This window comes from Luteimonas sp. 22616 (genome assembly GCF_052044325.1).
Classification (GTDB): Bacteria; Pseudomonadota; Gammaproteobacteria; order Xanthomonadales; family Xanthomonadaceae; genus Luteimonas.
Genome location: NZ_JBQEMW010000002.1, coordinates 460,802 through 482,469 on the forward strand (window position 1 = coordinate 460,802; position 21,668 = coordinate 482,469).

The 21,668-nt window shown below is 70.7% G+C and carries 16 protein-coding genes; 7 read left to right on the forward strand and 9 right to left on the reverse strand.

The window, feature by feature from the left end:
• Positions 1 to 232: 232 nt before the first annotated feature.
• The 3 genes from ACTJIL_RS14490 to ACTJIL_RS14500 all read left to right on the forward strand — a co-directional run bounded on the left by ACTJIL_RS14490 (position 233) and on the right by ACTJIL_RS14500 (position 7,137).
• Complete coding sequence (locus ACTJIL_RS14490; protein WP_440756315.1) at positions 233 to 2,008, forward strand: autotransporter assembly complex protein TamA; 1,776 nt, start codon at positions 233 to 235, stop codon at positions 2,006 to 2,008.
• Between the two features lie 2 nt (positions 2,009 to 2,010).
• Positions 2,011 to 6,279, forward strand: coding sequence for a translocation/assembly module TamB domain-containing protein (locus ACTJIL_RS14495; protein WP_440756316.1), 4,269 nt, complete (start codon positions 2,011 to 2,013; stop codon positions 6,277 to 6,279).
• Between the two features lie 150 nt (positions 6,280 to 6,429).
• Positions 6,430 to 7,137 (forward strand): SIMPL domain-containing protein, encoded by a 708-nt coding sequence (locus ACTJIL_RS14500; protein WP_440756317.1) that lies wholly within the window; start codon positions 6,430 to 6,432, stop codon positions 7,135 to 7,137.
• A gap of 248 nt (positions 7,138 to 7,385) precedes the next feature.
• Here the strand turns inward: ACTJIL_RS14500 and ACTJIL_RS14505 are convergent, their stop codons facing one another.
• A complete protein-coding gene (locus ACTJIL_RS14505; protein ID WP_440756318.1) occupies positions 7,386 to 8,675 on the reverse strand; it encodes a hypothetical protein in 1,290 nt (429 codons plus the stop codon).
• 122 nt (positions 8,676 to 8,797) lie between these two features.
• Here ACTJIL_RS14505 and ACTJIL_RS14510 point away from each other — a divergent pair, with 122 nt between their 5' ends.
• The 3 genes from ACTJIL_RS14510 (at position 8,798) to ACTJIL_RS14520 (ending at position 11,950) form a co-directional block, all read left to right on the forward strand.
• Positions 8,798 to 9,004, forward strand: coding sequence for a hypothetical protein (locus ACTJIL_RS14510; RefSeq protein ID WP_440756319.1), 207 nt, complete (start codon positions 8,798 to 8,800; stop codon positions 9,002 to 9,004).
• Between the two features lie 89 nt (positions 9,005 to 9,093).
• Complete coding sequence (locus tag ACTJIL_RS14515; protein WP_440756320.1) at positions 9,094 to 9,471, forward strand: putative signal transducing protein; 378 nt, start codon at positions 9,094 to 9,096, stop codon at positions 9,469 to 9,471.
• 121 nt (positions 9,472 to 9,592) lie between these two features.
• Positions 9,593 to 11,950, forward strand: coding sequence for a Tex family protein (locus tag ACTJIL_RS14520; protein WP_440756321.1), 2,358 nt, complete (start codon positions 9,593 to 9,595; stop codon positions 11,948 to 11,950).
• 201 nt (positions 11,951 to 12,151) lie between these two features.
• On the opposite strand, the gene mnmG is transcribed toward ACTJIL_RS14520, so the two are convergent.
• Entirely contained in the window at positions 12,152 to 14,053 is a 1,902-nt protein-coding gene (gene mnmG / locus ACTJIL_RS14525; RefSeq protein ID WP_440756322.1) for a tRNA uridine-5-carboxymethylaminomethyl(34) synthesis enzyme MnmG, read from the reverse strand.
• Between the two features lie 449 nt (positions 14,054 to 14,502).
• Positions 14,503 to 15,162, reverse strand: a complete 660-nt coding sequence (locus ACTJIL_RS14530) for a hypothetical protein (RefSeq protein WP_440756323.1) — start codon at positions 15,160 to 15,162, stop codon at positions 14,503 to 14,505.
• A gap of 118 nt (positions 15,163 to 15,280) precedes the next feature.
• On the opposite strand from ACTJIL_RS14530, the gene ACTJIL_RS14535 reads away from it, so the two are divergent.
• Positions 15,281 to 16,249 (forward strand): pyridoxal-phosphate dependent enzyme, encoded by a 969-nt coding sequence (locus ACTJIL_RS14535; protein ID WP_440756324.1) that lies wholly within the window; start codon positions 15,281 to 15,283, stop codon positions 16,247 to 16,249.
• A gap of 174 nt (positions 16,250 to 16,423) precedes the next feature.
• Here ACTJIL_RS14535 and ACTJIL_RS14540 read toward each other — a convergent pair whose 3' ends face one another.
• From ACTJIL_RS14540 to ACTJIL_RS14565, 6 genes are all read right to left on the reverse strand, one after another.
• Positions 16,424 to 17,029, reverse strand: coding sequence for a hypothetical protein (locus ACTJIL_RS14540; protein ID WP_440756325.1), 606 nt, complete (start codon positions 17,027 to 17,029; stop codon positions 16,424 to 16,426).
• Between the two features lie 360 nt (positions 17,030 to 17,389).
• Complete coding sequence (gene bioC, locus ACTJIL_RS14545; protein WP_440756326.1) at positions 17,390 to 18,289, reverse strand: malonyl-ACP O-methyltransferase BioC; 900 nt, start codon at positions 18,287 to 18,289, stop codon at positions 17,390 to 17,392.
• Positions 18,286 to 19,065: a pimeloyl-ACP methyl ester esterase BioH gene (bioH, locus tag ACTJIL_RS14550; protein ID WP_440756327.1), complete on the reverse strand. Its 780-nt coding sequence runs from the start codon at positions 19,063 to 19,065 to the stop codon at positions 18,286 to 18,288. Before bioH ends, bioC begins: the two co-directional genes overlap by 4 nt.
• Positions 19,062 to 20,063: a multidrug resistance efflux transporter family protein gene (locus ACTJIL_RS14555; protein ID WP_440756328.1), complete on the reverse strand. Its 1,002-nt coding sequence runs from the start codon at positions 20,061 to 20,063 to the stop codon at positions 19,062 to 19,064. Before ACTJIL_RS14555 ends, bioH begins: the two co-directional genes overlap by 4 nt.
• Positions 20,060 to 21,316 carry an 8-amino-7-oxononanoate synthase gene (gene bioF / locus ACTJIL_RS14560; protein WP_440756329.1) on the reverse strand — a complete coding sequence of 419 codons (1,257 nt, stop codon included), beginning with the start codon at positions 21,314 to 21,316 and terminating at the stop codon, positions 20,060 to 20,062. The genes ACTJIL_RS14555 and bioF overlap by 4 nt, the downstream gene beginning before the upstream one ends.
• Positions 21,309 to 21,665 carry a hypothetical protein gene (locus tag ACTJIL_RS14565; protein ID WP_440756330.1) on the reverse strand — a complete coding sequence of 119 codons (357 nt, stop codon included), beginning with the start codon at positions 21,663 to 21,665 and terminating at the stop codon, positions 21,309 to 21,311. The genes bioF and ACTJIL_RS14565 overlap by 8 nt, the downstream gene beginning before the upstream one ends.
• Positions 21,666 to 21,668 lie beyond the last annotated feature (3 nt).

The following is a 21,668-nucleotide window of genomic DNA, read 5'->3' on the forward strand; positions in this document are numbered from 1 at the left end:
TCTCCCTCCCCCCTCCCCCCCCCCTCCCCCCCCCCCCCCCCCCCCCCCCCCCCCCCCCCCCCCCGCTCCTACAAATGCCAAGCCATTCCGAACACCAAGCCATCCCAAGCGCCTCGCCACCGCAAGCGCCAGGACAACGGCTCGCGGCTGAAGCCGCTCGCACATGACATTCGCCTGGTCTTGTGATCTACCCGTTAATCGCCTTTTGACGCATGCCGGTTATTCTCCCCGCATGCCCCCGGCCCTCCCCCGCATCGCCGCCGCAGCCCTGCTCCTGTTCGCCTGCGGCGCCGCCGACGCGGCGACCGTGCGCTCGGTCGAGATCCACGGCCTCGACGACGTCATGACCGAGAACGTGCGCGTCTCCCTGTCGCTGGTCGATGCGATCGGCAAGGACCTCGCCGGCAGGCGCCTGGGCTACCTGGTGCGCGAGGCCGACGACGAGGCGCGCGAGGCGCTGGAGCCGTTCGGCTACTACTCGCCGCAGATCACGGTGGAGCGCAACCGCACCGACGGCGGCACCGACGTGGTGATCACGATCCAGCCGGGCGAACCGGTGCGGGTGCGCGACGCCGACATCGCGATCCTCGGCGAGGGCGGCCGCGACCGTTACCTGAAGCAGGACCTGGGCAAGTTCAGGCCCAACACCGGCGACGTCTTCAACCACGCCTTGTACGAGGCCAGCAAGACCCGCATCACCCGGCGCCTGGCCGAGCGCGGCTACTTCGACGCCGACTTCGCCTCGCACCGGGTCGAGGTGACGCGGGCGCAGAACACCGCCGACATCGACCTGGTCTGGACCAGCGGCGAGCGCTACGACATGGGCGCGACCACCTTCACCCAGACGCCGAGGCAGGTGGTGGGCAACAGGCTGCTGGAGAAGCTGGTGTACTGGAAGGAAGGCCAGTACTACCACCAGGGTCGCCTGGACCGCCTGCGCCAGTCGCTGATCGCACTGGACTACTTCAGCCGCATCGACATCCAGCCGCAACCCGGGGAAGCAGTCGACGGGCGGGTACCGGTGCAGGTGGCGCTCACGCCGGCCAAGCGCGACATCTACACCGCCGGCCTGAGTTACGGCACCGAGAGCGGCCCGGGCGTGCGCTTCGGCCTGGAGCGACGCTACGTCAACCAGCGCGGGCACAAGGCGCTGGCGCAGGTGGATTACGCGCAGAAGCGCAAGACGCTCACGCTGCAGTACCGGATCCCCGCGTTCGCCTGGCTCGACGGCTGGTACACCGCCAGCCTGCAGTTCGCCGACGAGCAGACCGACTACATCGATTCGCGCCGGGTCGAGTTCGTGGCCAGCCGCAGCGGCCAGTACAACCGCCACCTCAACCTGGTCGCCTCGCTGCACGTGCTGCGCGAGCGCTGGGCCTACGTGGCCGAGGACGACGGCGACCCGGATACGCCCACCCAGTATCGCTTCGCGACGTTCGCGTTCCCGGCGCTGCGGGCCGAGTACATCGACGTCGACGACAAGCTGTTCCCGCGCCGCGGGATCGGCGGCTCGGTCGTCCTGCGCGGCGGGGTCGAGGGCGCGGGCTCGGATGCCAGCTTCGCCCAGGTGCACGCGCGTGCGAGCTGGTTCAAGGGCCTGGGCGAGCGCAACCGGCTGATCGTGCGCGGCGAGTTCGGCCACACCTTCACCGACGCGCTGACCGCGATGCCGCCGAGCCTGCGCTTCTACGCCGGCGGCGACCGCAGCATCCGCGGCTACGAATGGCGCGAGGTCGGCCCGCGCATCGGCGACTTCTCGATCGGCGCCAAGAACGTGGTCACCGCCAGCGGCGAGTTCGAGCACTACTTCAACGACAGCTGGGGCGGTGCGGTGTTCGTCGACAGCGGCAGCGCGTTCGACGGTACCGACGTCGACTGGCACACCGGCGTCGGCGTCGGCGTGCGCTGGAAATCGCCGGTGGGCCCGCTGCGCTTCGACATCGCGCGCGGCCTCGACCATCCCGATTCGCCGTTCACGATCGGCCTGAGCATCGGGGCGGAGTTCTGAGCATGGCGCCGACCTTCCGCCGACGCCGACGCGTCGACCCCGATCTCACGCCCGAGCAACGCGAGGCGCGCATCGCCGAATTGCGCGCGCGCCGCCGGGCACGGGCCAGGGTGCTGGCGCGGCGCAGTGCGTTCACTGCCGTGGGCCTCGCGCTGCTGGTGCTGGTGGTGGCGTGGTGGCTGTTGACCACGCTGGGTGGGCGCGACTTCCTGCTTGCGCAGGTCAGGGCGCGGCTGCCGGCCGGTACCAGCCTGTCATGGAGCCGAGCCGAAGGGCCGGCCAGCGGCCCGCTGACGATGCATGGCGTTCGCTTCGTGCAGAAGACCTGCCCGCAGCAGGGCGGCGAGCCGGTGCCCTACGGGCAATGCGCGAACCCGGGCACGCTGACCTTCACCGCGCGCCGGATCGTGATCGACCCCGACATCCGGCCACTGCTGGGCAAGCTGCTGCGGCTGGACACGATGATCATCGAGGGCGCCACGCTCGACCTGCCGAAAACCGATTCGCCGTTCGAACTGCCGACCTGGCCCGAAGTGCTGCCCGACATCACCCCGCCGATCGGCCTGCAGGCCGACGCGATCCGCATCGACGGCCTGCGCATCTCGCAGGTGGGCGAGCCGATGATCGACATCCGCAGCGTGCGTGGCGGCCTCGATGCGCGCGAGCAGACATTGCATCTCGAACAGGTCGTGGTCGACAGCGACCGTGGCCGCTTCACCGCGCACGGCGACTACGCGCCGCGCGACGACTACCGCACCGACCTGACCGCCACCGCGGTCATCCCGGTCGCCGGCAACAGCGCGTCGCCGCTCCGACGCGCGCCATTGCGCATTGGCCTGGTGGCGCGCGGCAACCTGCAGCGCATGGACGTCGGCATCGGCGGCGCGTTGCCCGGCCCGGTGCGCGCCACCCTGCAGCTGCGCGGCAAGGACACGCCCACATGGCAGCTGCGCGCACAGGCCGACAGGCTCGACACTGCGCTGCTGGCCGGTGCGAAGGAACCGAGCCCGACGCCGGCCTCGTTGCAGTTGAGCGCCGACGGCGTGGGCGGTACCGCCACCGTGCAGGGCCGCTTCGAGCAAGGCGACCTGCGCGCCATCGTGCGGCCCTCGAAACTGGTGCTTGAAGAGAAGGTGCTGGCGTTCGAACCGCTGGTGGTGGAGATCTTTGGCGGCACCGTCACCGCGCGCGGGCGCGGCGATTTCAGCGACCCGCGACACGCCACGTTCCGCTACGCGCTCAACGCACGCGGCCTGCGGTTCGGCGGCGCGCCGGCCGATCCGGTCGCCGGCACCGACGCCACGCCGGTGATCGCGGTCGACGCCGACCTCGGCCTCGCCGGCACCACCGCCGCCTGGGCCGCGGTGGGCAAAGCCGGCATCACCCGCAACGGCGACCAGGCAGCGGTGACGCTCGACAGCCGCGGCCACGATGGCCGCATGACGCTCAGGACGCTGCGGGCGACGACGCCGACCGGCACGCTCGATGCGCGCGGCGACATTGCGTGGAGCCCGACGACCAGCTGGAAGCTCAACGCCACCCTCGACGGCTTCGACCCCGGCTACTTCGCCGCCGGCTGGGACGGCGACATCGATGGCACGCTGGCCACCGAAGGCCGCGCGCTCGACAGCGGCGGCTTCGACGCGACGCTGTCCGTGCCCGCGCTCACCGGCACGCTGCGCGGCCGCGCGCTCGAAGGCAAGGCCGACATCACGGCGCGCGGCGAAACGTATTCCGGGACCGTGAATCTCGCGCTCGACCGCGGCCGCATCGACGTCGAAGGCGAGGCCGGCACCGCACCACGGCTGCACTGGGACGCCCGCGCCACGCTCGACGGCTTCGATCCGGGCTTCTTCGTCGACGGCTGGAAAGGCACGGTCGACGCCGACATCGCCAGCCAGGGCAATGCACGCGAAGACGGCGGCTATGACGCCACCGTCGACATCCCGCGCATCGGCGGCCAGCTGCGCGGCCGTGCGCTGAAGGGCCGCGCCCGCGCCGAGTTGAAGGCGCTGGCCAGCCCCACGGTGCAGCCGGTCTATTCGGGCGAGGTTGCGCTGAGCGCGGGCAACAGCCGCATCGATGCCGAGGGCCGCGTGGCCAACGTGATCGCAATCGACGCGCGCCTCTCGCCACTGCACCTGGACGACCTGCTGCCCGACGCCGCCGGCACGCTGCAAGGCACGCTGCGCCTCGCCGGCCCGCGCAACGCACCCGACGTCGAAACCGACCTCACCGGCAGCGGCCTGAAGTACGGCGACTACACCGCCGCCGCGCTGGTCGCAAAGGGACGCCTGCCCTGGCGTCGCGGCAACGGTGCGCTGGCGCTGTCGGCAACCGGCATCAATGCCGGCGTCGCGTTCGACAGCGTGCGCATCGACGCGAGCGGTGCGGTCGAGGACCTGCAGCTCGACGCCAGCGCGCGCGGCGAGATCGGCGCGCTCGACCTGGCCGGCAGCGCCACGAAGAACGGTGCGAACTGGCAGGGCACGCTGGCCTCGCTGCAGCTCGCTCCGGCCAAGGGCGCGGCCTGGCGCCTGCAGTCGCCGGCGCGCTACGCGCAGCGCGGCCGCAACTGGACGCTGTCGCAAAGCTGCTTCGCGGCCACCGACGGCGGCTCGCTGTGCGCCAGCGCCGACTGGCCGCGCCGCGGGCTTGCGGTCGAGGGCCGTGGCCTGCCGCTGTCGCTGGCCACGCCCTACCTGCCCGAACGCGGCGACGGGCGGCCATGGATCCTGCGCGGCGACATCGCGATCGACGGCCAGCTGCGCCCGGCCGGCAACGCCTGGCAGGGCAGCGTGAAGGTTTCCTCCGCCGATGGCGGGCTGCGCATGAGCCAGCGTTCGCGCCGCGACGTGATCGGCTACAGCAACCTCAGCCTCGACGCCGACTTCAACCCGCAGCGCATCAACGCCACGCTCGCCAGCGCGTTCAACGGGGATGGCCGCATCGATGCCCGCGTGGCCACCGGCTGGGACGGCGATTCGCCGCTCGCCGGCGAGGTCGACATCGACACCGACGAGCTGACCTGGCTGGAGCTGTTCTCGCAGGACATCGTCGAACCGACCGGCAAGCTCGAAGGCCACGTCACCCTCGCCGGCACGCGCGCCGCGCCTTCGCTGGGCGGGCAGGCGCAACTCAGCGATTTCAGCACCGAGCTGCCGGCGCTCGGGATCCTGCTCGACAGCGGCAACGTGCGCCTCGATGCCCTGGCCGACGGCACCGCACGCATCACCGGAAGCGTGCGTTCCGCGCCACCGGACAGCGCCGCGCAGGCCGGCATCCTGCAGGTCGACGGCAGCCTCGGCTGGCGCGGCGACGACACCCCGCTGGTGATCCGGCTGCACGGCGACGACGTGCTGCTGTCCAACACCCGCGACCTGCGCGCCATCGCCGACCCCGACATCACCGTGCGCTACGCCGCGCGCCAGCCGCTCAGCGTTACCGGCAAGGTGACGGTGCCCAGCGCATTGATCGACCTGGAGCGCCTCGACGAAGGCGTGTCGGCCTCGCCCGACGTGGTGGTGCTCGACCCGGTCGACCCCGAACGCACCGGCGCCTCGCCGCTCGACCTCGACCTGACCCTGGTGATGGGCGACGACGTCAAGCTCAAGGGTTTCGGCCTCGACGGCACCCTCGGCGGCGACCTGCGCGTGCGCGCAGTGCCGGGGCGCGAGATGACCGCGATCGGCAACCTCGAGGTCGGCGGCCGGTACGCCGCCTACGGGCAGAAGCTGCAGATCAGCCGCGGCCACCTGGTGTGGTCGAACGGGCCGGTGTCGGACCCGATCCTCGACATCCGCGCCGAACGCCGGATCGAGGCCCAGGGCATCACCGCCGGCATCGACGTCACCGGCCGCGCCTCCTCGCCGCAGGCCAGGGTGTGGACGGACCCGGCGACCAACGATTCCGAAGCGCTGTCCTACCTCGCGCTCGGGCGTTCGACTTCCAACCTGTCCAGCGACGAGAGCAACCAGCTCAACGCCGCCACCGCCGCGCTCAACGCCGGCGGCAGCCTGCTGGCCGGGCAGATCGGCAGCAAGATCGGCCTCGACGACGCCGGCGTGATGGAGTCGCGCGCACTCGGCGGCAGCGTGCTGGGCATCGGCAAGCAGCTCTCGCCGCGGCTGTACGTCGGCTTCGGCGTCTCGCTGCTCGGCACCGGCCAGGTGCTGACGCTCAAGTACCTGCTGAAAAAGGGCTTCGACATCGAAGTCGAATCGAGCAGCGTGGAGAATCGCGGCTCGGTGAACTGGCGAAAGGAGAAGTAGGCTGGGGCGGCCGGCCTCCTTGCAGGAGCGACGTTAGCCGCGAGCTCCTGATTCATTGGAAAGCCTTGCAAAAGGCTCGCGGCGAAGCCGCTCCCATAAGACAAGATCCACCCTTTGCCAACACGCCAACCACCGCCTGGAGCCTTTCCGATGCGCACACTGTCCGCCGCCCTCCTGCTGCTGGTCTGCACCACTACCTTCGCCGGCACCCCGCTACCGGACGCCCCGCACGTCGTCGCTTCCGGCCAGGGCAAGGTCTCCGTGAAACCGGACACCGCGCGCGTGCAGTTCGATTTCGAGCAGCGTGCGGCGCAACCGTTGCCGGCCAAGCAGGGTGTCGATGCCGCGGTCAATCGGCTGCTCGACAGCCTCGATACCTATAGTGTCGCGGACGATGACATCACCGCCTCCAGCCTCGACGCCTCCGAGGACGTCGATTACGACGACGAAGGCAAGCGCACCAGCAACGGCTTCGTCGCCTCGCGCAGCGTCACCGTACTGCTGAAGGACGTCGACCGGCTCAACGCCTTCCTCGACAACGGCCTGGCCTCGGGTGCGCACGGCATCGGCTCGGTCGCGTTCGAATCCAGCCGCGAGGACGCGCTACGCGAGGAGGCGCGGAAGGAGGCGGTTGCCGACGCACGCGCCAAGGCCATGGAAATGGCCAACGCATTCGGCACGCGACTGGGACCCGTGTACAGCATCGGCAGCATCAATTCGCGTTTCGAGAACCAGTACGGCGCCACCACATTGGACCGGGTCGAAGTGACCGGATCGCGGATCCAGCGCGGGCGCTACGTGCAACCCGAAGTCGAATACACAGAGACCGTCAACGCGGTGTTCGAATTGCTGCGCTGAGGTTGCGCAGGCGAGCTACCCTCACTCAGACATCCGCTCGACCTCGGAGTCGGTTCGATCGGCTGGGAGAAATCAGAGACGACCCATCGGCGCAAGGAAAAGCAGGCCCATGCGGCGAGCGAGGATGAGCGGAAATCTTCGAGATGGGCAATGAACGGCCACCCGCGTGACTCAGGCCAGCCGAGCGTGCATGCCTACCAGCGGGAGCAGCTTCAGCCGCTCCTGCAGGGACCCGACCGCGGCCGTCTTCAGCGCGGCGGCCGGACCCGCATCCCGTGCAGCTGCGGCGCGCCGCCGATGATGTCGGTCCAGACGACGAATGCCTCGCCGTCGCGCACGGCCAGCTTCGGGAAGCCGGTGCCGCGGCCGCGGCCCTGCAGCTTCGCGATTTCGGTGCGTGAGAGTTCGCGTGACAGGTCCGGCGCGTAGCGCGCAAGCCACACTGATTGGCCCTTGGCATCCTCGTGCAGCCACGTGACCCAGACCTGTTTCGCATCCAGGGCCACGTCCGTGCGCCCCTGTACCGCGTCACCCTGGTCCACGACGACCGGCGCGCCGAAGCTGTCGCCGGCATCGGCGCTGCGCGCGAGCTGCAGCTTCGGCACGTCGTTGGCGGCGCTGTACCAGGCGACGACGGCGTCGTTGCCGGCGGCGGCGACCGCCGGGCCGTTGACCGGGCAGGCGGCGATGGTCCAGTCGTCGGCGTGCACCGTCTTGGGTGCCTGCCAGGCGCCGTCTTCCAGACGCGTGGCGTAGATGTCGCGGATCTCGCCGGCAGTGCGGTCGCGATAGACCAGCAACGGCCCGTGCGCCGTAACGGCGACATCGGTGCCGCAGCAGTCGCAGACCGATGGATCGACTTCCACCGCATCGGCGATCCGCGACGCGGTGTCGATGGTGGCCGCGCGCAGCGAGGTCATGCCGGCCCCTTCGGGCGCGGCATCGGCAGCGCCGCCATCGTGGCCGGCGTGCGCGCCCCCCGCGGTGTTGCGCCCGTCCAGCCATGCCATGCCGAGCCGGTCGCGCGCCGCCGGCCAGAACGAGACGAAACCGTGTTCCACCGGCTTGCCGTCGTCATGCGCGCGCACCGGGTCGCTCCAGGTCATGCCGTCGTCGGTCGAATGCGAGACGATGATGGCGTAGGCCACACCGTCGCCCTGTCCCCGCGTCTTCTGCAGCCAGTGCGCCCAGATCGTGCCATCGGCGGTGGCCGCGATGTGCGGCGTGTCGGCCCAGTTGACCACCATCGACGCGCCCACCGCGATCGTCTTCGGCGCCCACTGCCACTGCCCCTGTCGATCGAAGGTGGTGTACTGCAGCGCGTGCCGGGTCTTGTCGAACGGCTTGATCCAGCTCAGCAGCAGGCGGCCATCGGGCGCCAGCGACAGGTCCGGCTGCGCGGATCCCGCCGCGGCGGGAAGCGGCCACTGCGTGAGCGTATTGCCGGCGGCATCGGTGGTGGTTTCCGGCTGCGGCGCTTGCTGGCAACCGGCCAGCAGCGCGCATGCGGCGGTCAGGACGAAAAGCGTGTTTTTCATGGCGCCCAAGCCTACTCCAAGCAGGCACAACGGGATATTCCCCGACGTTTCACGGCCCCAATGGGCACAGTCCGGAGCGACGGCCCTTGCAGGACCGGCTTCAGCCGCGAACTTCTGCGGCGATGATCGATGAGATTCGTGATTGGCAGCTTGAGGAGCGAATCTCCGTCATCACCACCGTCGTCCCGGGCGCAGCGAGGGATCCTTCTTGGCCATGGATCAGATCCTTCGCTGCGCTCGGGAAGACAGAAGGCGGCGCTGTGACATTTCGAATCGCCGATCACGACTTTTTTGCGCGGATCGTCAGCCTTAGAAGAGATCGCGGCTGAAGCCCCCAAGGGCCCGGCCTGCCAGCGCGAGTTGCCGGATTCAGGCGGCATGGCACGATCGGCCGCGTCAGCGCATCATCGGTACACCGATGTTCACCACCGTCGCCCACTACACCGATCCGATCGAAGCGCACCTGGCGCGCGGCCGGCTGCAGTCCGAAGGCATCGACGCGCATCTTGGCGACGAGCACCTGGCGATGGCGAACTGGGAATGGCGGCTGGCAGTGGGCGGGGTGAAACTGCGCGTGGCCGACCGCGATGCCGAGCGTGCGCGCAGCGTGCTGCGGGCGATGGACGCCGGCGAATATGCGCTGGACGCCGACGGCGACGAAGCGCGCGCGCTGCAGGCACCCGACCGCGAAAGCTGGTCCAGCCGGTTGGCGTGGCTGGCGCTGATGCTGTTCGCGATCCCGCTGCCGTGGCGGCGGCGGCGCGCGCGTGACGACCGCGCCCAGCGCCGGCTCTGACGCCCGCTTCGCGCGGCCCATTCGCGCTGCCGTCAATCCTCGCGTTGTCAACCTGTCGCCGCGCGCGCTGCGTTGCGACAATGCGGCTACCGCGACGGATGTCGCATGGAACCCGGACACGATGCAGGCTCCTTCCCCCGCGCTCGCGCGCAAGATCGCCGCCACCATCGCCGACGAAATCGGCGCCCGGCCCGCCCAGGTCGAAGCCGCAGTCACGCTGCTCGACGAAGGCGCAACCGTGCCGTTCATCGCACGCTACCGCAAGGAAGTCACCGAGGGCCTCGACGACACCCAGCTGCGCAACCTGGAGACGCGGCTGGCCTACCTGCGCGAGCTGGAGGACCGCCGCGCCGCAATCCTGGCCAGCATCGACGAGCAGGGCAAGCTCGACGACGCGCTGCGCGCCGAGATCGAAGCCGCCGACAGCAAATCGCGGCTGGAAGACCTGTACCTGCCGTACAAGCCCAAGCGCCGCACCCGCGCGCAGATCGCGCGCGAAGCGGGGCTGGAACCGCTGGCCGACGGCCTGCTGGCTGATCCGACCCGCGTGCCGGAGGAATTCGCCGCCGGCTTCGTCGATGCAGAACGCAGCGTGGCCGATGCGAAGGCCGCGCTCGACGGCGCGCGCGCGATCCTGATCGAACGCTGGGGCGAGGACGCCGCGCTGGTCGGCGAACTGCGCGAGTGGCTGTCGGCCAACGGTGTGATCCGCGCGCGCGTCGCCGAAGGCAAGCAGGACGCCGGCGCCAAGTACCGCGACTACTTCGACCACGCCGAGCCGCTGGCGAAGATCCCCTCGCACCGCCTGCTGGCGCTGTTCCGCGGCCGGCGCGAGGAATTTCTGCAGCTTGAACTCGATCCCGGTGCCGACGTCGAGGCCGGCAACGCCTATGCCGAAGGCCGTGTCGCGCTGCATGCCGGCATCCGCGTGCGCGACAACGCCGCCGACGCCTGGCTTGCGAATGCCTGCCGCCTGGCCTGGCGCGCGAAACTGCAGCTGCACCTGATGCTCGACCTGTTCAACCAGGCGCGCGAGAAAGCCGAAGCCGAAGCCATCACGATCTTCGGCGACAACCTCAAGGACCTGCTGCTGGCCGCACCCGCCGGGCCGAAGGCGGTGCTGGGCCTCGATCCCGGCCTGCGCACCGGGGTCAAGGTCGCGGTGGTCGATGCCACCGGCAAGCTGGTCGCCACCGACACCATCTATCCGCACGAACCGCGCAGGCAGTGGGAACAGTCGCTGCAATCGCTGGCGAAGCTGTGCAAGGCGCACGGCGTGGCATTGATCGCAATCGGCAACGGCACCGCCAGCCGCGAGACCGACAAGCTAGCCGGCGAACTGATCCAGCGCCACCCCGAGTTCAAGCTGCAGAAGATCGTGGTCAGCGAGGCCGGCGCCTCGGTGTACTCGGCCTCGGAACTGGCGGCGAACGAGTTTCCCGGCCTCGACGTCTCGCTGCGCGGCGCGGTGTCGATCGCGCGCCGGCTGCAGGATCCGCTGGCCGAACTGGTGAAGATCGATCCCAAGTCGATCGGCGTCGGCCAGTACCAGCACGACGTCGACCAGTACCGGCTGGCGCGCGCGCTCGACGCGCGCGTGGAGGACTGCGTGAACGCGGTCGGCGTGCACGTCAACACCGCATCCGCCGCGCTGCTGGCGCGGGTATCCGGGCTGTCGGCTACGGTGGCCGGGAACATCGTCGTGCACCGCGACGCCAACGGCCCCTTCAAGCGCCGCAGCGAACTGCTGAAAGTGCCGCGGCTTGGCGAAAAGACCTTCGAACAGTGCGCCGGTTTCCTGCGCATCGCCGACGGCGACCAGCCGCTGGATGCGTCCGCGGTGCACCCGGAGGCCTACCCGGTGGTCGAACGCATCGTGCGCGAGAGCGGTCGCGCTGTTGCGCAGATCATCGGCGACGGCGCCTTCGTGCGCGCGCTGAAGGCCGAGCGCTACACCGACGAACGTTTCGGTGTGCCGACCGTGCGCGACATCCTCAAGGAGCTGGAGAAGCCCGGCCGCGACCCACGCCCCGAGTTCAAGGCTGCACGCTTCGCCGAGGGCGTCGAGGACATCAAGGACCTCAGGCCCGGCATGGTGCTCGAAGGCGTGGTGAGCAACGTCGCCGCGTTCGGCGCCTTCGTCGACATCGGCGTGCATCAGGATGGCCTGGTGCACATCTCGGCGCTGGCGGACCACTTCGTCAAGGACCCGCGCGAGGTGGTCAAGGCCGGCGACATCGTCAAGGTGAAGGTGCTGGAGGTCGACGTGGCGCGCAAGCGCATCGCGCTGACGCGGCGGCTGGACGACGCGCCGGGCGAAGGCAAGCCGCGCGAAGAGCGCGGCGCGAGCGGGCGTGGTGCCAACGAACGTGGCACGAACGAGCGCGGCGCGCGGCGCGACACTCGCCCGCAGAAGCCGGCGACACCGCCGCCGGACAACGCGCTGGCCGCCGCCTTCGCCAAGGCCCGCGGCGGCTAGAAGCCGCTGCGCATTCTGTAGGAGCGGCTTCAGCCGCGAGCTTTTGCCATTCCGGTCGCCGCGAGAAAAGCTCGCGGCTGAAGCCGCTCCTGCAACGAATCAGGTGCTGCCCGCGGAACCCGTAGGTCGGGGCTGCGCCCCCGACGCGCAGCGTCCTGAGTCGGGGCGCGCGGATACAAGCGTCGGGGGCATGACCCCGACCTACGCCACCTCGCGGTGCGCGCGCGACAGGTGCACCAGCAGCAGCGAGACCGCCGCCGGGGTGGCGCCGGGAATGCGCTGGGCCTGGCCCACGGTCTGCGGCCGCACCCGTTCGAACTTCTGCCGCACTTCGGCCGACAGCCCGCGCACCGCCGCGTAGTCGAAGCCGTCGGGGATCGCCATGCCTTCGTGGCGCTGCGCGCGCGCGATCTCCTCGCGCTGGCGCTCGAGGTAACCCGAATACTTGGCCTCGATCTCGACCTGTTCGGCCACCGCCGGGTCGTCCGCGGCCGGCGCGAACGCCGCCACCGTGGTGAGCTTCGCGTAGTCGAGTTCCGGACGGCGCAGCAGGTCGAGCCCGCTGCTCTCGCGGCTGAGCTCGATGCCCAGCGTGGCCACCGCGTCGCGGCCGGTCGCGTTGTTGGGCGACGCCCACAGCGCGCCGAGGCGCTGCGTCTCCGCGGCCACCGCGTCGCGCTTGCGGGCAAATGACGCCCAGCGTGCATCGTCGACCAGACCCAGCTCGCGACCGATGCCGGTCAGGCGCAGGTCGGCGTTGTCCTCGCGCAGCTGCAGCCGGTATTCGGCGCGCGAGGTGAACATGCGGTAGGGCTCGATCGTGCCCTGGGTGATCAGGTCGTCGATCAGCACGCCGATGTAGGCCTGGTCGCGGCGCGGCGACCAGGCATCGCGTTCCTGCACGACGCGCGCGGCATTGAGCCCGGCCACCAGCCCCTGCGCCGCGGCCTCCTCGTAGCCGGTGGTGCCGTTGATCTGGCCGGCGAAGAACAGGCCGGCGACGGCCTTGGTTTCCAGCGAGGCCTTCAGCCCGCGCGGGTCGAAGAAGTCGTACTCGATCGCGTAGCCGGCGCGGGTGATGTGCGCGTTCTCGAAACCGCGGATCGAGCGCACCAGCGCCAGCTGCACGTCGAACGGCAGCGAAGTGGAAATGCCGTTGGGATAGATCTCGCTGACGTCCAGCCCCTCGGGCTCGACGAAGATCTGGTGCGAAGCCTTCTCGGCGAAACGCACCACCTTGTCCTCGATCGACGGGCAGTAACGCGGGCCGATGCCCTCGATCTGGCCCGAGTACAGCGGCGAGCGATCCAGCGCGCCGCGGATGATGTCGTGGGTGCGCTCGGAGGTGTGGGTGATCCAGCACGACACCTGGCGCGGATGGTCGGCGCGCGAGCCCATGAACGAGAACACCGGGCGCGGGTCGTCGCCGGGCTGTTCGTCCATCACCGAGTAATCAAGCGTGCGGCCATCGATGCGCGGCGGGGTGCCGGTCTTGAGGCGGTCAACCACGAACGGGCGCTCGCGCAGCTTCGCGGCGAGCGTGGTGGCCGGCGGATCACCCATGCGCCCCGCCGCGTACTGGGTCTGTCCGACGTGGATCTTGCCGGCCAGGAAGGTGCCCGCGGTCAGCACCACCGCCGGCGCCTCGAAGCGCAGCCCGGTGTTGGTGAGCGCGCCGCGCACGCGGTCGTTCCCGCTGCCATCGGGCTCGATCAACAGGTCGTCGACCGCCGACTGGAAGATGGTGAGGTTCGGCTGCGCTTCCACCGCGCGACGGATGAAGGCGCGATACAGGCCGCGATCGGCCTGGCAGCGCGTCGCGCGCACCGCCGGTCCCTTCGACGCGTTGAGCCGGCGCCACTGGATGCCGGCCGCGTCGGCGGCTTTCGCCATCACTCCGCCGAGCGCATCGATCTCGCGCACCAGGTGGCCCTTGCCGATGCCGCCGATGGCCGGGTTGCAGCTCATCGCGCCCACGGTCTCGATGTTGTGGGTGAGCAGCAACGTGCGCGCACCCGCACGCGCGGACGCAAGCGCGGCCTCGGTGCCGGCGTGGCCGCCGCCGATGACGATGACATCGTAGCGATGGAAGGAGTCGGTCATGCGATGCCGGGCAGCGCGCGAAAAGGAAGCGATGCCGCGAGCGACAGCGGAACTGTGCGCACGGCCACAAAACAGGGGGAGGACATTCTAGGCCCTGGCGGGCGGACGCGACGTGGCGCGAAAGTTGGCACGCTTCCTGCAACTTGTCCCGTTGCACCCGGCGTGGCAAGCGCGAGGGGGCGCAGGCTGGAAATCGGAACAGGGCCGGCCAAGCGCACGACGGGGTAGCAACGGGGGCCGAATGTCGGGGGACATTCGGCCCCTTTTCTTTTCGGGATGCGCCACAGGGGCGCCTGGACTAGGCGCCGACGCCCGGCGGGGAGCGGAACAGGGGGGATCCGGATTACCCCGCCGGGTGTCGACATTGGTCAGTCCACATTACGTCCAAAAAGGACGCAACCGGTCAGTCGCGTCTAGCTTGCGTCCACTTTGCGCCGGACGCAAGCGCATCAGCGCTCGCGTTTACGATCGGGTTCACGTTCCCGGAAAGTCGGCGTCGATGTGGGCCGGGAGGGGCGCGATACCGGGGGTGCCGGACGCGGCGCGGATGCCGGTCGATTGCTGGGCGCAGGCCGCGGGCTGCTGGACGGCGGGCGCACGACCTGCGGCGCGGGCCGCGACATCGGCGGCGGACCGGCGTCGGCGCGACCGCGCCAGGGCGCTTCCCGACGCGGCGGCAGCATTGGCCGCTCGCCATTGCGCGGCATCACCTGCGCCGGGCTGCGCGGCGGCTGGCTGCCGACGACCCGGTTGGGCGGCAGGTGGCCGCCCGTCACCCGTGGCGGGGTGTCGTCCTGGGGCGGCTTGTCGGGACGGTGCGGGCGATGCGGCCGGTACCACCAGTACGGCGGGTAATAGCCACCACCGTAATAGTGATAGGGATAACCGTAACCCCCGTATCCATAGCCGTATCCGTATCCGATGCCGCCATACCAGCTGCCCGGATAGCCGTAGGCGCTGCCGTAGGGCGCGCCATAGCCGTAGTCGTAGTACTCGACCGAGGGGCGTCCGTAGTAATAATCGCCCCCGGCGCCGCCCCGATAGCTGTAATCGGTGGCGCAACCGGCCAGCGCGGCGGCGGCGATGAGGATGGCAAGTTGGCGAAGCATGGCAGCGTCCCCCTGTTTATCTGCCCGCAGCATCGGCTTTGGGCATTGAATCCGTGCTTAATTCCGCCGGAATGGCGTTGCGTTAGCTGAACGGCCACGCCCATCGTACGCTGTGCGCATGGATCCCACCGCGCTGCCCGTGTCCACCGACATCCTCTTCAGCGACATCCTCGCCGCCGCCGCGCGCATTGCGCCGCACGCGCACGTCACCCCGGTACTGCGGTCGCGCGGCCTCGACGCCCTTGCCGGCTGCACGCTGCACTTCAAGGCCGAGCCGCTGCAGCGCGCGGGGGCGTTCAAGTTCCGTGGCGCCTGCAACGCGGTGTGGTCGCTGGACGACGCAACGGCGGCGCGCGGCGTGGTCACCCACTCCTCCGGCAACCACGGCGGCGCGCTGGCGCTGGCCGCGCAGACGCGCGGCATCCCCTGCCACGTCGTGGTACCGGACAACGCGGTGGTCGCCAAGCTCGCCGCGATCGAGGGCTACGGCGCGGTCCTGCATCGCTGCGCACCGACCATCGCCGCGCGCGAAGCCATGTGCGCGCAGGTCCAGGCCGAGACCGGCGCCGAACTGGTGCATCCCTATACCGATCCGCGCGTGATCGCGGGCCAGGGCACCGCGGCGATGGAATTGCTCGGCACCGCCGGTGCGCTCGACGCGATCGTGATCCCGGTCGGCGGCGGCGGGCTGGCGTCGGGCACCGCGATCGCCGCGCGCGCACTGGCGCCCGATTGCCGCGTGTTTGGCGCCGAACCCGCGGGCGCGGCCGACACCTTCGAATCGCTGCGTCGCGGCGAGCGCGTCACCGATGTCGTCCCCGACACGATCTGCGACGGCTTGCGCGGCACGCTGGGCGCGCCGGATTTCGAGCTGCTGCGCGAACACCGGGTCGAAGTGCTCACGGTCGCGGACGCCGACACGATCGCGGCGATGCGGCTGCTGTGGCAGCGCACGAAGCTGGTCGTGGAGCCGTCGTCGACGATCGCGCTGGCGATGGTGCTGGGCAACCGCGAGCGCTTCGCGGGCCAGCGCGTGGGCGTGATCCTGTCGGGCGGCAACGTCGACTTCGACGCATTGCCGTGGTGACACACCCGCACTTGTAGGAGCGGCTTCAGCCGCGAGCTCTTTGGAGAGTCGCGAGCCGTGATTGGCGATTGTTGATTGAACCGGGATCCGTGGGAGCGGCCCCACCAGATCATCGACCATCGATCCACGCCCCAAGAGCTCGCGGCTGAAGCCGCTCCTACAAAGGTTGGCGCTTCAGCGCGGCCCCAGCTGCGCCAGGCCTTCGTTGAGCATCAGCCGCGTCGCCGCGACGCGCTGGGCCGCGGGGACATCCTTGAGCGCATCGAGCATCCAGCCGAACGAGCGGCAGCGCGCATCGCGGGCGGCGACGTCGTTGCCTTCGGCGGTCATGCCGACCAGGAAATCATCGTGCAGCAGCATCGCGGTCACGCCGGCGGACTTGAGCGTCTGTTTCGCCGCGGCGGCGTCATAGGGCTGCCGCGGATTCTGCAGGCCGCCGGCGGCGATGTTGGCCAGGGCGATGGCGAAGCGCTCGCGGCTGTCGGCACCGAGCCGGTTGGCGGTGGCGGCAAGCGCCTCGAAGCTGCGGTCGGCGTGCGGGTCGAATAGCGTGCACAGGATCTTCGCGTCGCGCGGCGACTGCGCGGCCGCGTGCGTGGCCTGGAACAGGTCGTCGATGGCGGTGTCGGGCGCGCGCATCAGCACGTCGCCGGCGCTGGCGAGCAGTGCCCCCGGGTCGATCTGCGACAGGTCGACGACGTATTCGTCCTGCGCGAGGGCGGGCGCCGCCGCCAGTACGCCGGCGAGGAGGAAAAGGGCAGCGTGGAGGCGGAGGAGCATGGGCGGGCGTTTCCGGGAAAGCGAACGCGGCGAGTGTAGGCGGCCGCGCCTGAATCGACGCGGCGTACGGGCAGTTGCCCTTGCAGGAGCAACTTCAGCCGCCATCTTCTGACGACGGCAACCTGCGGTGTATGGTCCGGGATTGGGGATTGGGGATTGGCAAGAATCCCGATGCCCGTGCTTGTCATCCCGAGCGCAGCGAGGGATCTGCTCCTTCTCGACAGGATCCTTCGCTCGCTCGAGACGGCATCACCACAGCCGGGGCGCGGCTCTTTCAACCGCCATCGCCAATCAAACAAGAGCTCGCGGCTGAAGCCGCTCCTGCAAGAGCGCTGGGCATTCGCCGGCATCGATTGCGTCTCAGCGGCGACGGATCGGAATCTTGGCCACCGGGATCGAGGTCACGTCATACCCACCTTCGCGAATCGGTGCGCCCGGCTGCGGTGCCCACGCCTGGGCGTAGATCACTTCCCAGGTCGCGGGCAGGCGGCCATCGCGGCGTTCGCGTTCGTACGCGCTCGCGGCGGCGGCGAAGCGCGCCTTGCCGGTCAGCGTGTGCCGGCGCGAGGCCAGTGCATTGGTGGCGCCGATCGCGCGCAACTCGCGCATCAGCGCCGGCAGGTCGTCGTAGCCGTTCACGAACACGTCGCGGTCGAGCACCGGGTTGCGGAAACCCGCGTGCACCAGCGCGTCGCCGAACTGCGCAATCGAGGCGAACGGGCTGACGTGCGGCGCATTGTCGGCGGCGGCGAAAGCCTCGCGCAGCTCCTGCAGGGTCTCGGGGCCGAAGGTCGAGACCAGCAGCAGGCCGTCTGGCTTGAGCACGCGGCGGAAGCCTGCGAATGCGGCCGGCAGATCCTCGACCCACTGCAGGCACAGGTTGCAGAACAGCACGTCGACGCTGCCATCGGCCAGCGGCAGCGCGCGCGCGTCGGCGTTGATGCGGTCGATGGGCTTGTGCAAACCGCTCCACGACAGCGCGCCCCAGCCGCTGCGCGGCCGCGCCTGCTGCAGCATCGGCAGCGCCAGGTCCATCGCGATCACGCGCGCACGCGGCCAGCGCTTGCGCATCGCCGCGGCGGCGTGACCGGGCCCGCAGCCGAGATCGAGGATGGTCTCCGGCACGCGGTCCTCGAGGTAGTCGAGCGATTCGAGCAGCCGCGCCTCGACTTCGTGCTGCAACGCCGCCGCCGCGTCGTAGCTGGCCGACGCACGCGAGAACGCGCGCTGCACCTGGCGCGGGTCGAATACCGTGCTCATGCCGGCAGTCCTTGCAGGAAGCCGTCGAGCAGCGCAGCGACTTCGTCGGCATGGGTGAGGAACGGTGCGTGCCCGCCGTGCTCGACGACCGCGAACGCCGCATCCGGCGCCGCATCGGCGGCCTCGCGCATCGCGCGCGGGTCGACCAGCCGGTCGCGGCGGCCGGCGATCCACAGACTCGGCACCGCGAGCTTCGACAGTGCGTCGCGCAGGTCGGCGGTTTCCAGCAGTTCGAGCCCGTCGGCGAGCACGTGCGCGGCCGGTTCGCCGCGCGAGAACACTTCGGCGCGCAGGGTACGCAGTTCACCGCGCGCGTCATCGGAACCGAACGCCTCCAGCGCGATGAAGCGGTCGAGCGTGCCGCGGTAGTCGTTGCGCAGACCAGCGGCGAAGTCGCGGAAAACCTCCGGCGACATTCCGTATCGCCAGCCATCGCCACGCACGAAGCGCGGGCTGGCGCACAGCATCGCCAGGCCCGGCACCACGTCCGGACGCGTGGCCGCGGCGTGCAGCGCGATCAGCCCGCCCAGCGACCAGCCGCACCACGGCGCGCGCGGCACCCGCGCGGCGATCGCTTCGACACAGGCTTCCGGCGCCAGCGGCACCGCGCTGTCGCGGCTGCGGCCGTGGCCGGGCAGGTCGACGACGAACAGCCGATGGCGTTCGCGCAGGCGCTCGACCAGCAGCGCGAATACGCCACCGTGCATCGCCCAGCCGTGCAGCAGCACCAGCGGCGAACCCTCTCCCGTCTGCTCGATGTAAAGCGTGTCGTTCATGCGCCCCGGTCCGTTCGCAGTGCGCGCGTCCGCGGCAGGCTGCCGGCGCTGCGGCGCGCCACCAGCAGCGCGAACGCGACGATCCCCAGCACCACCAGCACCGCGCCCCAGACGGCAATGCCGCGCGGCCAGGCCTCGTGCAGGAAGGCAACGCCCAGCACCGTGGCGAACAGCAGCTCGGCCGCCTGCATCGCTTCGGTGGCGCCGAGCGCGGCCGGATTGTCGCGGACCATGCCGGTGGCCTGGAAGAACAGGATCGTCGCGATCACGCCCGCGCTCAGCGCGACCGCACCTGCGAGCCAGACCTGGCCTGCAGGCGGGAGGCCGGTCTCGTGCCAGGCAACGGCGGCGATCGCGATCCACAGCGGCTGGCTGGCCAGGGTCATGCCGAACACCCGCTGGGTGGCGTTGAGGTCTTCGCCGGTGCGCTCCAGGTGCAGCAGCAGCAGACGGTTGCCGAGCGGAAACATCACCGCGGCGCCGAGCACGCAGGCCAGCGCGATCCAGCCGGCGCGGTCGAGCGCGCCGCGCGCATGACCGAACTGCAGCAGCAGCACCCCGGCGAAAATCATCGCGCCGATGCCCAGCGCCGCGGGCGGGACGCGCCGCCTTGCATCGCGATAGATCAGCGGCGCGCACAGCATCCCGGCGATCACGGTGAACTGGAAGCTGCCGGCCACCAGCCACGACGGCCCGCTGCCGGCCGCGTAGGCCAGCAGCAGGTAGAAGGCGACGAAGCCGATCGCGCTGCAGCGCAGCCAGGCCCAGGGATGCGCGCGGATCGCGCGCCACACCGGCGCGATCCCGCCCTGCCAGGGCATCAGCGGCAGCATCAGTGGCAGCGTGATCAGGTAGCGCAGGCAGGCCGTCCACGCCCAGTGCCCGCCATCGGTCGCACTCGCGCGGTTGAGCACGTAGGTCAGGGTGAAGAACAGCCCGGACGCCAACGCGATCGCGATCGCCGCCAGCGCGCGGCGGGTGTCGACGGCAGCGCTCATGGCCGCGGCCGCGCGTCGCGCAGGGCGTTGCCCGGATCCTGCACCGCGGCGCCGGACAGGTCGCCGGCCCGGTCGGCGACGACCGCCAGCGCGTCGACCAGCGCCTCGATGTCTTCCGGCGTGTGCAGCGCCGACAGCGTGACGCGCAGGCGCGCGCGGCCTTCGGGCACCGTCGGCGGGCGGATCGCGGCGACCCAGAACCCATGCTCTTCGAGCGCGGCCGCCATCGCCACCGCCTGCGCGTCGTCGCCGCACAGCAGCGGCTGGATCGGGGTGTCGGATGGCAGCAGGTCGAGTCCGCGCCGCGCGGCCAGGCGCCGGAACTGCGCGACCTGCGCCAGCAGCTTGTCGCGGCGCCAGCCTTCGCGCCGCGCCAGCTTCACCGCCGCCAGCGACGCGGCGGCCAACGGCGGCGGCAGCGCGGTGGTGTAGACGTAGGGGCGCGCGGTTTCGGCCAGGTGTTCGATCACGTCCGCATCGCCGAGCACTGCTGCGCCATAACCGCCCAGCGCCTTGCCCAGCGTCACCAGTTGCAGCGGCGCGGCGCTCGCCAGCCGTGCGGCGGCGACGCTGCCGCGGCCATCGGGGCCGACCACGCCGACGCCGTGCGCATCGTCGACATAGAGCATTGCGCGCTGCGCGTGCGCGGCCAGCGCCAGTTCGCGCAGCGGCGCGATGTCGCCGTCCATGCTGAAGACGCCGTCGGTGGCCAGCAACGCGGCGCCGTCGGGATTGCCGCGCAGCTGGCGCAGCGCGCCGTCGGCATCGGCGTGCGGATAGCGGCGCAGGCGGCAGCCGGCCAGGCGCGCGGCGTCGACCAGGCTGGCGTGGTTGAGGCGGTCCTGCACGCACAGGTCGTCATCGCCGAGCAGCGCCTGCACCACCGCCAGGTTGGCGAGGAATCCGCTGCCGAACAGCAGCGCGCGCGGCGCACCAATCCAGTCGGCGAGTTCATGCTCCAGCGCCTCGTGCACGGCGTGGTGGCCGCAAACCAGGTGCGAGGCGCCGCTGCCCACGCCCTCGCGCGCGGCCGTGTCCTGCAGCGCACCCACTACCGCGAACTGTTGCGACAGGCCGAGGTAATCATTGCTGCAGAAGTTCAGCAGCCAGCGCGACGTGCCATCCGCCGTGAGGACCTCGACGCGCATGCCGTCGCGGCGGGTGATGGTGCGCCGCACGCGCGTGCGCCCGAGCGCCGCACGCTGCTCGCGCTGCGCGGCGATGCGGGCATGCAGGTCGGGGCGCTCAGACACCTCGTTGCGCCCAGAACGCGAGCGCGCCGAGCAGCGCGCCGGGCAGCAACAGCAGCTGCCCCAGCGCCATGCCCAGGCGACCGGCGGGCGCGATGCGCTCGCGTTCGGCGATGCGCGTATCGGCGAACGACTTCTGCGCCAGCACCGCGATCGCGCACAGCAGCGCGAGGCCGTAGGCGATACCGGCGCCTTCGCCGCGGAAGTACAGCGCCACGCCCCAGCCGAGCACGGTGACCGCGGCCAGCTGCAGCCATGCCATCCGCGAATGCCCGCTGCGCAGGCCGGTGACGAATCCGCCGGCGCCGATCAGGCACAGCAACACGAGGTAGGCCCATCCGTACCAGGGCATGTC

Coding starts and splice junctions, on each gene's coding strand:
- ACTJIL_RS14500 (WP_440756317.1), top strand. CDS start 6,430: ATGCGCACACTGTCCGCCGCCCTCCTGCTGCTGGTCTGCACCACTACC.
- ACTJIL_RS14510 (WP_440756319.1), top strand. CDS start 8,798: ATGATCGATGAGATTCGTGATTGGCAGCTTGAGGAGCGAATCTCCGTC.
- ACTJIL_RS14495 (WP_440756316.1), top strand. CDS start 2,011: ATGGCGCCGACCTTCCGCCGACGCCGACGCGTCGACCCCGATCTCACG.
- bioC (WP_440756326.1), bottom strand. CDS start 18,289: ATGAGCACGGTATTCGACCCGCGCCAGGTGCAGCGCGCGTTCTCGCGT.
- ACTJIL_RS14505 (WP_440756318.1), bottom strand. CDS start 8,675: ATGAAAAACACGCTTTTCGTCCTGACCGCCGCATGCGCGCTGCTGGCC.
- ACTJIL_RS14535 (WP_440756324.1), top strand. CDS start 15,281: ATGGATCCCACCGCGCTGCCCGTGTCCACCGACATCCTCTTCAGCGAC.
- ACTJIL_RS14490 (WP_440756315.1), top strand. CDS start 233: ATGCCCCCGGCCCTCCCCCGCATCGCCGCCGCAGCCCTGCTCCTGTTC.
- bioH (WP_440756327.1), bottom strand. CDS start 19,065: ATGAACGACACGCTTTACATCGAGCAGACGGGAGAGGGTTCGCCGCTG.
- ACTJIL_RS14540 (WP_440756325.1), bottom strand. CDS start 17,029: ATGCTCCTCCGCCTCCACGCTGCCCTTTTCCTCCTCGCCGGCGTACTG.
- mnmG (WP_440756322.1), bottom strand. CDS start 14,053: ATGACCGACTCCTTCCATCGCTACGATGTCATCGTCATCGGCGGCGGC.
- ACTJIL_RS14530 (WP_440756323.1), bottom strand. CDS start 15,162: ATGCTTCGCCAACTTGCCATCCTCATCGCCGCCGCCGCGCTGGCCGGT.
- ACTJIL_RS14520 (WP_440756321.1), top strand. CDS start 9,593: ATGCAGGCTCCTTCCCCCGCGCTCGCGCGCAAGATCGCCGCCACCATC.
- ACTJIL_RS14565 (WP_440756330.1), bottom strand. CDS start 21,665: ATGCCCTGGTACGGATGGGCCTACCTCGTGTTGCTGTGCCTGATCGGC.
- ACTJIL_RS14515 (WP_440756320.1), top strand. CDS start 9,094: ATGTTCACCACCGTCGCCCACTACACCGATCCGATCGAAGCGCACCTG.
- ACTJIL_RS14555 (WP_440756328.1), bottom strand. CDS start 20,063: ATGAGCGCTGCCGTCGACACCCGCCGCGCGCTGGCGGCGATCGCGATC.